Source organism: Helicobacter mehlei (assembly GCF_007280785.1).
Taxonomy (GTDB): Bacteria; Campylobacterota; Campylobacteria; order Campylobacterales; family Helicobacteraceae; genus Helicobacter; species Helicobacter mehlei.
In genome coordinates this window covers 144,350-156,941 of record NZ_VKGC01000002.1, presented here as the reverse complement: position 1 = coordinate 156,941, position 12,592 = coordinate 144,350, and the positions used below count along the sequence as shown (strand labels likewise).

Annotated in this window: 15 protein-coding genes; 11 read left to right on the top strand and 4 right to left on the bottom strand. The window is 45.4% G+C overall.

Features of this window, described 5'->3' with window-relative positions; translation table 11 throughout:
- Positions 1-87 precede the first annotated feature (87 nt).
- From FNE76_RS08730 to FNE76_RS01690, 3 genes are all read left to right on the top strand, one after another.
- A complete protein-coding gene (locus tag FNE76_RS08730) occupies positions 88-2,205 on the top strand; it encodes a methyl-accepting chemotaxis protein (RefSeq protein WP_120947665.1) in 2,118 nt (705 codons plus the stop codon).
- Between the two features lie 133 nt (positions 2,206-2,338).
- A complete protein-coding gene (locus FNE76_RS01695) occupies positions 2,339-2,605 on the top strand; it encodes a TrbC/VirB2 family protein (RefSeq protein WP_235852189.1) in 267 nt (88 codons plus the stop codon).
- On the top strand, positions 2,605-2,880 hold the full coding sequence (locus tag FNE76_RS01690) for a competence protein ComB (RefSeq protein ID WP_120947824.1): 276 nt from the start codon (positions 2,605-2,607) through the stop codon (positions 2,878-2,880). The genes FNE76_RS01695 and FNE76_RS01690 overlap by 1 nt, the downstream gene beginning before the upstream one ends.
- On the opposite strand, the gene murG is transcribed toward FNE76_RS01690, so the two are convergent.
- Complete coding sequence (gene murG, locus FNE76_RS01685) at positions 2,877-3,944, bottom strand: undecaprenyldiphospho-muramoylpentapeptide beta-N-acetylglucosaminyltransferase (RefSeq protein WP_120947667.1); 1,068 nt, start codon at positions 3,942-3,944, stop codon at positions 2,877-2,879. The genes FNE76_RS01690 and murG overlap by 4 nt on opposite strands.
- 3 nt (positions 3,945-3,947) lie before the next feature.
- The gene (gene fliW / locus FNE76_RS01680) at positions 3,948-4,361 is read right to left on the bottom strand and encodes a flagellar assembly protein FliW (protein WP_120947668.1); all 414 of its coding nucleotides are present in this window, start codon (positions 4,359-4,361) and stop codon (positions 3,948-3,950) included.
- Positions 4,362-4,470: 109 nt separating this feature from the next.
- Between fliW and FNE76_RS01675 the strand changes: the two genes are divergently transcribed.
- The 5 genes from FNE76_RS01675 to FNE76_RS01655 all read left to right on the top strand — a co-directional run bounded on the left by FNE76_RS01675 (position 4,471) and on the right by FNE76_RS01655 (position 8,107).
- Positions 4,471-4,968, top strand: a complete 498-nt coding sequence (locus FNE76_RS01675) for a hypothetical protein (RefSeq protein WP_120947669.1) — start codon at positions 4,471-4,473, stop codon at positions 4,966-4,968.
- A gap of 67 nt (positions 4,969-5,035) precedes the next feature.
- Positions 5,036-5,464, top strand: coding sequence for a 50S ribosomal protein L13 (rplM, locus tag FNE76_RS01670; RefSeq protein WP_162983049.1), 429 nt, complete (start codon positions 5,036-5,038; stop codon positions 5,462-5,464).
- A complete protein-coding gene (rpsI, locus tag FNE76_RS01665; protein ID WP_013889610.1) occupies positions 5,465-5,854 on the top strand; it encodes a 30S ribosomal protein S9 in 390 nt (129 codons plus the stop codon).
- 18 nt (positions 5,855-5,872) lie between these two features.
- Entirely contained in the window at positions 5,873-7,249 is a 1,377-nt protein-coding gene (locus tag FNE76_RS01660; RefSeq protein ID WP_120947670.1) for an MATE family efflux transporter, read from the top strand.
- A gap of 6 nt (positions 7,250-7,255) precedes the next feature.
- Positions 7,256-8,107 carry a J domain-containing protein gene (locus FNE76_RS01655; RefSeq protein WP_185962956.1) on the top strand — a complete coding sequence of 284 codons (852 nt, stop codon included), beginning with the start codon at positions 7,256-7,258 and terminating at the stop codon, positions 8,105-8,107.
- Position 8,108: 1 nt separating this feature from the next.
- Here the strand turns inward: FNE76_RS01655 and FNE76_RS01650 are convergent, their stop codons facing one another.
- A complete protein-coding gene (locus FNE76_RS01650; RefSeq protein WP_120947671.1) occupies positions 8,109-8,336 on the bottom strand; it encodes a YdcH family protein in 228 nt (75 codons plus the stop codon).
- A gap of 73 nt (positions 8,337-8,409) precedes the next feature.
- Between FNE76_RS01650 and FNE76_RS01645 the strand changes: the two genes are divergently transcribed.
- The 3 genes from FNE76_RS01645 to FNE76_RS01635 all read left to right on the top strand — a co-directional run bounded on the left by FNE76_RS01645 (position 8,410) and on the right by FNE76_RS01635 (position 11,501).
- On the top strand, positions 8,410-9,636 hold the full coding sequence (locus tag FNE76_RS01645) for a hypothetical protein (RefSeq protein ID WP_120947673.1): 1,227 nt from the start codon (positions 8,410-8,412) through the stop codon (positions 9,634-9,636).
- Positions 9,637-9,683: 47 nt separating this feature from the next.
- Complete coding sequence (locus FNE76_RS01640) at positions 9,684-10,055, top strand: hypothetical protein (protein WP_120947674.1); 372 nt, start codon at positions 9,684-9,686, stop codon at positions 10,053-10,055.
- Between the two features lie 90 nt (positions 10,056-10,145).
- Positions 10,146-11,501 carry an FAD-dependent oxidoreductase gene (locus FNE76_RS01635; RefSeq protein WP_120947676.1) on the top strand — a complete coding sequence of 452 codons (1,356 nt, stop codon included), beginning with the start codon at positions 10,146-10,148 and terminating at the stop codon, positions 11,499-11,501.
- On the opposite strand, the gene FNE76_RS01630 is transcribed toward FNE76_RS01635, so the two are convergent.
- Complete coding sequence (locus FNE76_RS01630; RefSeq protein WP_120947678.1) at positions 11,498-12,484, bottom strand: type I glyceraldehyde-3-phosphate dehydrogenase; 987 nt, start codon at positions 12,482-12,484, stop codon at positions 11,498-11,500. The genes FNE76_RS01635 and FNE76_RS01630 overlap by 4 nt on opposite strands.
- Between the last annotated feature and the right edge of the window lie 108 nt (positions 12,485-12,592).

The window sequence follows — 12,592 nt, the reverse complement described above, 5'->3', positions numbered from 1 at the left end:
CCCCCCCCCCCCCCCCCCCCCCCCCCCCCCCCCCCCCCCCCCCCCCCCCCCCCCCCCCCCCCCCCCCCCCCCCCCCCCCAATAGCTTATGAATTTGTCCAATCTCAGAATCGGCACCAAACTTGTTTCTCTCATTATTGGGGTTTTGCTTGTCATTTTCATTGTCCTCTCTTTGGTGATCACCCACAAGTCTTCTAAAACCTTGCAGACAGAGGCTTATAAAACCCTCTACAATGTCGCTAAGAGGCATGCTAACCGCATCATCCCCGCTTTTAATCAAGGCTTTGCCCTCTTAGAAACTTTAAGGGAGACCATCCAAAACTCCATTGACAATAATTCCTTACGGGAAGATGAATTGACTAATTTTGTCCGCACAGCCTTTGATGAGGCAAATTGGTCAGATTATTGTTTTCTCTATCTCCCCCACGCCGTCTTTAAAGATTCGCCCAGCAAAGTTATACCCAAACCTATAGATGTAGAGCATCCTATCCCTGAGGGCTTTTATTTGGCTCTTGAGGATACTGATGTCTTCCATGTTGGTGGGATTATCTCCCTCTCCCTTCAAGAAAGTGCCAAAATTTTCAATGGACCCAATATCAAAGAAGTGTTGCGCACAAACAAGGACATGCTGAGTGAGCCCATGCCCATCCACATTGCAGGCAAGGATGTAACCTCTGTTATCGCCACAGTCCCCATCAGAAACAAACAAAAACAGGCAATCGGCTTTATTAGTCTGGCAATCGATCTGACTAAAATGCGTCAAGAGGTGATCATGGATAAGACCAGTTCAGTCTATCCGGGCGATATTATTGCGGTGCTCTCCTCTACCGGGCGTGTTGCTGCTTTCCCAGATACCAACATGATTGGCAAACCCTTAATTGAAGTCAATCCGGGTCCCTTGACAGAGACCATTTTAAAGGCTGCCAAAGAGCATCGCGAGGGGGTATTCCCTTACATGAATATCAGACACCAAGAATCCTTTATCGGACTTGTGAATTTCAGAGTGTGGCGCGATATCGATCAGTTTTGGTCGGTTTTCATTGTTGCTCCCAAGGACGCTATTTTTAAGCCTAAAGACGAACTTGCAAGACTTGTTATGGTAACTGCGTTTTTTTCTCTCATCATCGCCGGGATATGCGTGGCATTTTTGGCTAATAAGATCATCTCTAGGCGGCTCTCTGCAGTGTTAGAGGGATTGGTTACATTTTTTAGGTTTTTAAACCATGAGAAAGTCTCTCTCAAACTCTTAAAGGTGCAGAGTAATGACGAATTGGGGCAGATGGTGGGTGTCATCAATGCCAATATCCAAAAGATTCAACAATCCTTAGAGGAAGACCAACAAGCCGTGTCCCAATCGGTCAGCACGGCTAAGATCATCGAGTCGGGCGATTTGAGTGCGCGCATCACGCAAATTCCAGCCAACCCCCAGCTCAAAGAACTTAAAAATGTGCTCAACACCATGCTAGACACCCTAGAGCACAAGGTGGGGCGCAATATGGATACCATCAACGCTGTTTTTGAAGCCTACAAGAAATTTGACTTCACGGCTAAAATCCCAGAGGCTAAGGGCGCGGTGGAGATCACTATCAATATGCTAGGTCAAGACATCCGCGAGATGCTGAGTGCCTCTTATGCCTTTGCCAAAGAATTATCCTCCCAAAGCGAGATTTTGAAAGAATCCATGCAAACCCTCTCCCAGAGCAGTGTGGAGCAATCTAACTCCCTAGAAGGGACTGCCCAGCAAATTGCCCAAATCACTGCTTCTATGCAAAACACCAGCGCGCGCACCACCGAGATCACCAAACAAGTCCAAGAGATCAAAAACATTATTGCCATCATCCAAGACATCGCTAACCAAACCAACCTTTTGGCTTTGAATGCGGCTATTGAGGCTGCTAGAGCGGGCGAACACGGGCGAGGCTTTGCTGTGGTAGCCGATGAGGTCAGAAAATTAGCCGAGAGAACTGGGAAATCTCTAGGCGAGATCGAGGCCAATACAAACTCATTGGTCCAAAGCATGAACGAGATTGTGTCTAATATCCAAGGGCAGGCTAGCGGGATTGAAGCGGTCAATGAGACGGTCGAACAATTAGAAGTCGTGGTGCAAAAAAACGCCCAAATCGCCCAAGACACCGATCAGATCACCCAAAAAGTCAATGACATCGCTAAGGAAATTTTTGATGATGTCAATAAGAAAAAGTTTTAGAGTGCCATCGTTAAGTTTTACCATGCGTATCCAAGCGATCGCAATCGTAGTTGTTCATGGGGAATTTAGTCAAATGGGGGTAAAATGGGGGAGGTTGGGGGTGGGAGTAGGAATTTCACAATAGGTGGTCGGTGTGCGTTTTTGGGGCTTTTGGGTAATCAGTTGTTCGTGGTTGCTAGCACAAGGGACGGATAGCTTTTTTAGTGCCATTGAAGCGCAGTTAAAAAGCAACACGGCCAAGGGCATTTTGATGTTGATTTTTATCGGCATTGCCTTTTATGTGTGGCGCAATTTGGATCGCTGGCGTGAGATTTTCTTCACCATTTTGGGCGTGGTGTTGGGGATTGTGCTTTTTTTCAAGGCTCCAGCTTTAGCTTCTTGGTTTATGGGGTTGTTTTGATGGGTGCACGCTATCCCGTGCTGGTGATCTCTGTGCCTAATCTCAAAGAAATCTCGACCAAAGAAAAATTCTTATGGCTGAATGCCAAATCGTGGATTTTGGCGATTTTCATTCCTTTTATTTTGTTCCCATGGCTGGGCTTGATCTATGCCCTCTTGCTCTATGGGGTATTTTTAGGACTCTTTAGCATTTTAGAATTTTTTGATGAGGATATCGCCGATATTTTGGTGGCGCGCTCCAAGATCAAAACGCCCAGCGCGCACTTTTACGCTTAAGCCAGTTGCTCTAAGATACGATCCACAATCAAACGCGCGCCATCACTGGAAATCTTAGCCCGAAGCCTTGAACTCACTTCACAAATATAAGGCCCCTCTTTTTTGGGCGTTTCTAACCATTGGATAAAATCAAAGAGATGTTGGGGGTGCAAATCGTGCTGGAAGGTGATCTTAGCCAAGCCCTCTTGTTCAAACTCTAGGGCATTGAAATACTGGTGGTTATTGGCGGCATAGGGGTAGGGAACAAACATCGTGGGCAGATTGTTGGCGCACAATTCCCAAACACTACTCGCCCCCGCACGGCTCACACAAATATCGGCTTGTTTCATTTTCTCCACTAGATGCAAATCAAAGCCAAAGAGATCCACCTCATCTAAGATGCCCAAACCCTTGTAAAGGGCTACCATGCGATCGTAATGTAAGGTCCCGCATTGGTGGATGATCCGCATACCATTTTTGAGCAATTTACGCGCGCATAAAAGTGCAAACTCACTAATGGCTTTAGCTCCTTGAGAGCCTCCTAAAAATAGGATGGTTTCGACCTTGTTGCGCACACGGGCATGATCAAAAAAAACCTGTTGGACTGGGTAGGGTGTTTGGACATAATTTTTTCTTTTACGATCCTCGCCCTTAAAGCTCCCAAACACGCTCTTGGCATAGGGAGCAACTATTTTATTGAGCGACCCCTGCACAGCATTTTGTTCGTGGATAAAAAGGGGCGTGCGGGTGACCATGCTCGCAAAGCTCCCCGGACCTGCACTAAACCCCCCGACACTGACCATGCCTTTAATTTGGTGTTCCTCGATGATTCTAATTGCTTCTTTGGTGCTTTTTAATTGTTTGAAAAGCGCACCAAACTTCCTAAAAAACCCCTTATTGACCACACCCTCCGTGTTCAAAAAATAGCATTCTTTAAATAGATCGCTATGCTCAAACCATGCCTTGTCCTGCCCAGAGGTGCTCCCCATGAACACGAGGTCTTGCCCCCTGCTTTTGAGTTCTTGGGCTAAAGAGCGCGCAATACATAAATGCCCGCCCGTGCCTCCTCCAGTGATTCCCAACATGGTCTAAAGCGCAACTTGGGAACTATTAGATGTTTGCATGCACACAAAGGATTTGAGCATGTCTCTAAAACCAAAATCGGGATAATCCATAATAGAGAGCGCGACCTGAGCCGCATAGGCGTTTTTGGGGTTAAAGATCAAGGGGGCTAAAAAATTCACCATCGACTCTTCTAGTTTCTTCTGGATCACCACCACGCAAAAGACTTCCACCTGTGAATGCGCATCCAACTCCAAGAGCAACTCAATGTATTTGGGGATACTGAAATGATAATCTCTAAGCTTATAGGGATTAGCCAAGATCATGCTAATGGTCCCATCTAGGCTAGTGATCCGACTAAAGAGGTCGTCAATGTGGGTTAATTCTACTTCTAAAATCCGCTCAAATCCTAAAATAGGAGCTTTCAATTCATAGCGCATGCACTTCCTTATGGCAAAGATACCCTAGATAAAGCAAAGGGTATTCCATAAAAGCCTGTGTTTGAGTTAGGCTTTTTACGCTACAATGCGCCCCAATCAAGGAGAGAACATGCCCTATAATATTAAGAGTATCCCCAAACTCAAAAAGTGGATCATCAAATGGCAAACCCGATCGCTGGGCAAACACCTCCATGTGCATATTTTGATCCTTTCTGTCTTGGTGTTTTCCGATCGTTGCGATCTAGACAAGCAATTAGACAAGATCAAAGTCTATCTGGACAGGGCACTTAACCCCAGATTGGCTAGCATGGTTTTTGAGCGTATTTTGGTTAATATCGCTGATTATAATGCCGATGAGCATTTATACCTCAAGGATCGCATGCGGGTCTTTGAACTTTTGGTGCAAAATATCCAGCTTTATGGCATTGTACTAGACATTTGGGATGAGGAGATTTATCAAGATCACCGTGATATTTTAAAAGTTGCGGTCCAGAATGCCTACGACAAGCGTTATAGCTTGGATTCAGAGAGCCAACGCGCTTTGTCTTACCAAATGCGCATCTTTGCCAATAAGCGTGTGCCGTCTGCAAGCTTTAAAACTTCTTAATTTCAGCAATTTATTAGTTTTAACACACTAGAATGGGCGTTTTTTGATACTATATAAGGGAAGCAAGATGAACTTGACACAATCAATCAGAGCAGAGGAAGTGAAGCGTGCATGGGTGGTTTTAGATGCCAAAGATCAGGTCTTTGGGCGACTCATCACCCAAGTGGCGACTCTTTTGCGTGGTAAGCACCGCCCTTACTACACCCCACATGTGGATTGTGGGGATTTTGTGGTGGTGATCAATGCGGGCAAAGTGAAGTTTTCGGGCATGAAACTAGAGGATAAAGAATATTTCACCCATTCGGGCTATTTTGGAAGCACCAAGAGCAAAACTTTAAAAGAGATGTTGGAGAAGACTCCGGAAAAACTCTTTTTCTTAGCCGTGCGGGGCATGTTGCCCAAAACCAAGTTAGGGCGCGCGATGATCAAGAAACTCAAGGTCTATAAAGATGATAAACACCCACACACCGCTCAGGTGAGCAAAAAGGATAACTAGATGACAAAATTTTATGCCACAGGAAAAAGAAAAACCGCGATCGCCAAAGTTTGGCTATCCCATGGGAGCGGAGAGCTAGACATCAATGGCATGGACTTAAATGCGTGGCTAGGCGGGCATGAGTCCATCAAAATGAAAGTGATGCAACCCTTGGTTTTGACCAAACAAGAAGGGCTGGTGAATATCAAAGCCGTTGTTTTTGGGGGCGGGTATAGTGCCCAAGCAGAGGCTTTGAGACACGGGATTTCTAAGGCTTTAAACCTCTATGATAGTGCTTTTAGAGCCATTCTAAAGCCCAAAGGCTTACTAACACGCGATTCTAGAGTGGTTGAGCGCAAAAAATATGGCAAACATAAGGCTAGACGTAGCCCACAATTCTCTAAACGATAGCACGCAAGGGGGGGTGCTATGGCTGTTGATTTAAGAAAAGATAGTATTCCCCGCCTCTTTTTTTATTATTTTATCCCACTCGCTTTTTCCATGATCTCGCTCTCCACCTACTCCATGATTGATGGCATGTTCGTGGGGAACAAGTTAGGCAAGGATGCCCTTGCGGCTGTGGGGGTGTGTTGGCCTATCTTCCCGACTCTCTTTGCCTATGAATTGCTCTTTGGGCTAGGGGCAGCCTCCATTGCCTCTTATTTTTTGGGTAAAAACCAAGCCCACCGTGCGCGTCTTGTTTTTAGCTCCGTGTTTTATTTTGTAGCACTAAGCATGGGGGTGATTGGCTGGGTTTTAATGCCCTTTAGCGATGATATTGCGCGTTTGTTAGGTAGCAGTGAGTTGCTTTTGCCAATGGTGTCTATTTATATCAAGGTGATCTTGATGGGGGCTGTTTTTATGGTCTTGCACCCCTTAGCCGATGTGTTTGTGGTCAATGACAAACGCCCCATGCTAGCGATGATCGCCATGCTTGTAGGCTCGCTAACCAATGTCTTGTTTAACTATCTCTTGCTCTATGTGGTGGAAATTGGCATCCATGGGAGTGCGATTGCCACGGTTTTAGGGCATGCGGTGGGTTTTTTTGTGTTGCTCTCTCATTTTTTGTTGAAAAAAGGGCAACTTTACTTTGTGCGCCGTTTCAATCTGGCTAGCATCATCTCGTCGGCCAAGAGTGGCCTACCTCAAAGTGTCTCTGAGCTCAGTGCCGCCATTGTCATGCTCTTGTTCAACCACACAATCATGAGCACCACCAACGAACGCGATGTCTCCATCTATGCAATTATCATGTATAATGGAATTGTCTTTTGGACGACCCTACTAGCCATTGGGCAGGGTATCCAACCCATTGCGAGTTTTAGCTATGGTGCGGGCTACATCGATCGAGTTAAGGCGGTTTTTATCTTTGGGCTAAAGGCTTCTTTGTGTGTGGGGAGTGCCCTTTACGTGCTTTTTTATTTCTTTGATACCCATTTGATCAAACTCTATATGGATTCAGACAAACTAGCCAGCGATCCAAACTTTTTGCAAGACACCAAGCACGCCATGAATGTCTATTATGCCGGGCATATTCTCTTAGGGCTCAACCTTTTTTGCGCGATCTTTTTCCAATCCATCCAGCGCACGGCGAGTTCTTTTCTCATCACCCTTTGTGAAACCATCATTTTTATTGCGATTTTGCTCCCGATTTTGAGCCATTTTTTTGGCATCCAAGGCATTTGGATTACTTACCCGCTTTCCCAATTCTTAGCCTTGATTGTGGCGGTGTTTGTGATCCGCTATGAGATCAAAAGAGGCACCTTTGCGATGAATCCAGAGCAAAGTCTCCCAAAAAACATGCGATAATGCACCATGCAAATCAAAACCAAATTAGTCCCCAAAGCCCTAAGCCCCCACTACACACACGCTTTGAGCAAGAAAAACAATCAGTTTATCGAGGTGTGTCTAGACCCCTTGCTCTATAAAAAAACTAGTTACTATGTCAAAAAACATTTCGCCGAACATGTCAAATTCAAGCACACCCTCATTCTTTTAGAGACAGAGAGTCTCAAAAAAACCTATTTGCTCAACCGCCTTTTTTACGCCAAATACGCCCTGCACCCCTTCCACCACCCCGACACCTTCAAAACCCTCTTGCAAAAAATCTTGGATCACGCCCACTTGCCCATTGTGTTTAAAGAGTGCCAAACACCCCATAGTGCAGGTTATAGACCTATCTTGGCTTTGGTGCATCGAATCGAGGTGAATGTGGTGTACATGCAATCGCGTTTGGTATTCTACTACACCAATTTTATTGCCCGTGAGTTTTTGCACGCCACCTTTGCGCCCTATATCTTGTTAGAAACACCTTTTAAAGACAAAAGCAACAAGAGAGAGTTCTTGCATGAAACCCACGTCCACATCGATGCGCTCTCGATCTTAATGACCCTTAGAATCCCCCACTTTAAGCATGCCTATATCCATTTTATTTACCCCACCCAAACACTCTATCTAACCAAACAAGAGGAAATCATTTTAAGGGCACTGCGCACACTAGGCTTGGGTGTGATGCACTCCAAAGAGCAGATCAAGCAACGCTACTTAGAACTTGCCAAACTCTACCACCCGGACACCTCAACCCCCTCCTCTATTTATTCTCAAAGCATCTACAAGCAACGCTTTTTGGAAGTGGCAGAGGCTTATGAGATTTTAAAATGCCTCTGATCTATTTTTTGTGCTTGGTGCCCTCTTTATACTCTTGGATCATGCGGTAAATCTCATCTTTAAGGTGGAGTTTTTTCTTTTTCAACGCCACCACTTTTAAATCATCGGTGTTATGCGCCTCTAAAGTGGCGATCTCATCATCTAGAGCGTTGTGCTCCTCAAAAATCCTATTGAAGTGCGGGTTTTGATTGCTCAACTCTTTGATTTCATCGCGATATTCGTGGAACATAACCATCCTTTAAGTGTAATCTTAGCCCTCTATTATAGTATAATGGGCTTTTTTACCCGCTTAAAGGATTGGCATGCCCGCTGTTTTACTCCGCCTTGTTTTAGTCGGATTTTTAGCCTTAGTGCCCATGAGCGCGATAAGTTTTAAAGATCACATGCGCTACAACCTAGGCTTTAACCTCTTCATCATGGACCATGAGGGCTCGACCAAATATTGGGTCAATACCAATACCACACTCAACACGCGTCTAACCCCTGAGATCGGGTTTGCCTTTGATCTCAAAAATGTCGAACAAAAGTTAATGATCGGGGCGTTCTTCTTCCAAAATATCCACACCTACCAGATGAATTTTCCCTCCAAATGGGGCCCTACGATCTATTATCAGGCAAGAGGACGCTCATTTAACTTCTATGGGGGTATTTTTCCTAGAAAATATTTAAACGGGCACTACCCCTTAAATGTCTTTGCGCCCTATTACTGGTTTATTGACCCCAATGCGCGTGGTTTTTTGGTGCAATATAAACCCATCTACAAACCCGAAAAACCTGCCTATTTAGAGGCAGAGTTCATGCTAGATTGGTTTGGGGGGAACTGTTATACATGCAAATACGGGCGCAATGGCTTGGGCAATGGCATGGATCGCTTTAGTTTTATGGGCTATACCCAGCTTTCCATGCTGAAAAATTTCTTGATTTTGGGGGGAAATGCGCAATATTTCCATGTAGAGGATCAATTCCTGCTCAACTGGCCCCATGTGTCTGCTGGTGTACCTAAAGGCTCGGTATATCTCCTAGATCGCCTGTATTACCAAGCCTACGCCAAGAGTGATTTACTCAATCTCGTCCCCTTTATGGAAAAAATCAATTTTTCAATTGGTGTACTGGGGAATTTAGAGAGATTGCGGCATGTGGATATACCCACCCCCTTTAAAATCAGCACGGGTCTATTTGTGGAAGGGCATTTGCAATATAGAGGGTTTGGAATCAGCGATCTCTTTTTTGCCAGCAAGCATGGCGAGGATTTTTATTACAACAAATACAAAAATGTAGAACTCATCTGTTCTAAGGATTACTGCCCCACGCCCATTTACCGGGGCGTACCCTTTTTCCAAGCCCCCCTGTATAACCGCTTAGACATTTATTATGAGTTTAGAAGCTCTTTTGCGAGCATTAAAACCCAATTTGTCTATAACACCATGAGCGACTATGCCCAAACCAGTTCTTCTTACCAAGTCTATTTCACGGTTGCCCTAGATAGCTACGAATTGTTGAATTTTATCTTGCGGAAAGTCAAACATTAGCAAAATCATAAAAAGCCGATATGTAAGCCAAAACTTAAGGAGCTTACATGCCGGTTTCTATTGTAGGCAATGTAACCTATGTCAATCAAAATGCTCCCTATAGCTCCATTGTCAATCAAAACGCCCTCCCCAAGATCGAAGAGATCAACCAAAAGGAGTTTGTCGAACGCCTGCAAATGGTCCAAGCCACCCGCGCGCTTGAGGAAAATAAAGCCGTGCATCGGGACAAAGAGGAGCAAAAGAATAGCCACCCACAGCAAGAGTCATCCCCAGATCAGCCCGATGCGCGTTGCCACAAAGACAAAACCCATTGCTACCATGGACATTATTACAGCGATCGCGATTTAGAGCGCGCGGTTGAAAATACCCACGAATTAGAGCAATTCGTGGAAAAACATATTTTTGATATTACAATTTAAAAGTTATTCATATTATTATCTTGGTGGCTGGAGGTCATTGTAGAATGGAATAAGCATGGTAACATTGTTAGAAAGCAACAAGGATAGCGCATGGAGTTTGATTACGATTTGGCGGTGATCGGGTTTGGCAAGGGTGGCAAGACTCTAGCTGCCCAAAGTGCTAAGATGGGTAAAAAAGTGGCACTGATCGAACAATCTAGCGAAATGTATGGCGGGACATGCATCAACATCGGGTGCATCCCTTCTAAGGCTCTATTGCACATGGCAACCCATAAAAAAGGTCCGGTGGGCTATAAAGAGAGCATTGAAGAAAAAAATAAGCTGGTGGCATTTTTGCGCCAAAAAAATTACGAAACCATGCAACAAGCCAGGGTGCAGGTTGTTGATGGCACAGCTAGCTTTAAAGACAAGCATACTCTGATGATTTACCACAAGGATAGTTGCCAAGAGATGAGCGCGGCCCATATTGCCATCAACACCGGTTCTATCCCGCTCATGCCCAATATCCCCATCCAATCCCCGCATGTCTATGACAGCACCTCTTTGATGCAACTTGCAACCCTCCCTTCTCATTTGGTTGTGGTGGGTGGCGGGCATATTGGGTTAGAATTTGCCAGCATGTTGGCTGATTTTGGCAACCATGCCCACAAGAACTATACGAAAATCACAATCTTAATGCGTGGGGATACCTTTTTGCCTAAAGAAGATAAGGTCTTCCAAGAGAGCATTTACCAATCCTTAACCCAGCGTGGCATTGAGATTGTTTTAAATGCGCAGGTGCAAAGTATCCAGGATCAATACTTGCACTATGTGGACAGCAAGAGCAACCAAGAGTACACCTTGCAAGCCGATGCCTTTTTGCTCGCCACGGGGCGTGTCCCCAATACCGGGTATTTGCATCTAGAAAAAGCCGGGCTCAGAGTGGGCAAACAACAAGAAATTATCACCAATGAATTTTTAGTGGCTAACCCAGATACGGGTGGGAATATCTATGCTTTGGGTGATGTCAAGGGTGGGGATGTCTTTAGCACCTATGTGAGCTTGGATGATTTTAGGATTGTTTCTAGCCATTTGTATGGGGACAAATCCCGCACCACCCACAACCGCTCTGCCCTGCCCCAGGTGCTTTTCACCCAAACCCCCTATAGCCATGTGGGCATGCGCGCCAAGGATATAGAGAAGTTAGGTCAAAAAGTGTTGGTTAAGACCATCCCTACCGCCTCTATCCCCGGGGCTAGGGTGATTGAGGACACCACAGGGCTTTTGCAGGTTTTAATTGGGGATCAGCCCAAAGAACAAATCTTGGGGGCAAGCCTACACTGCCCACTTTCCCATGAGATCATCAATGTCTTTGCCCTAGCGATTAACCAAAAGTTAGGCTTTAGTGCACTCAAAGACATGATCTACTCCCACCCCTCCATCATGGAGAGCTTTAACACGTTTTAGTGGATATAAAATGCCATCTCTACAAGGCGTTTGGCATAAGCCCATTCGTTGTCATACCATGCCATGATCTTGGCATGTTGGCCCAAACTAAAAGCCATGTCCTCAATCACCACACAACTAGCACTATTGCCTATAATATCCGCACTCACCTTGTAGTGGCTATCCATCTCCAAAATGTTGCGCAAGCGTTCTTGACTAGCCTGCCTAAACACATCGATTAAGGTTTCTGTGGGGATCGAGCGTCCCAAACGTGCGCTCAAATCAATCATAGAAACATCCATAGTCGGCACACGGACACTGCGCCCATGCATTTTGTCTTTAAGCTGGGGGAGCACGAGGTGCAGGGCTTGTGCAGACTTTGTTGTGGTGGGGATGATGTTATGCGCTGCACGGCAACGCCGTTTATCAGTTGCGCCAATCCCATCAACTAGAGCCTGCCCTTTGGTGTAACTATGAATCGTGGTTAAAAGCGCGCTTTTAATTCCAAAGTGTTCGTCTAAAAGCATGCAAATAGGGGCTAGGGCATTGGTGGTGCAAGAAGCGTTGGAAATAATGGGCTGGTTGTCATAAAAATGGTGATTGACTCCTAGTACAAAGGTTGCCGGATTGTTGGGATCGGCATTTTCAAAAGGCGATCCCAAAATGACCTTTTTAGCACCCTGCTCCCTAAACACCTCCAAAGCGGGTATGTTAGAAAATTTTCCCGAAGTTTCCAATAAAACATCGATTCCGCTTAAATCCAAATCTTGTGGGTGGGCATTTTGGGTGATCTCTAAAATGTGATCGCCCACCACCAGCTTAGAGTTACCCAACTCCACATCTTGGTCATAAATCCCATGCACGCTGTCATGCTGGAACAAATACGCTAACATCTCCCAATCCCCAACATCATTAATCTTGACCAAGCATTCTGGATATTCAGCAAGCAAGATTCTAGCCACACAGCGCCCAATCCTTCCAAACCCATTAATGGCAATTTTCAAAACTCTACCTTTGTTTCAAATTCCCCAACTCCCCAGCCAAAATACCCGCAATCTGCCATGTTTTAAGCGAGGTATTAGAGTGCGGTGCTATAATCCTACCACTTTTTA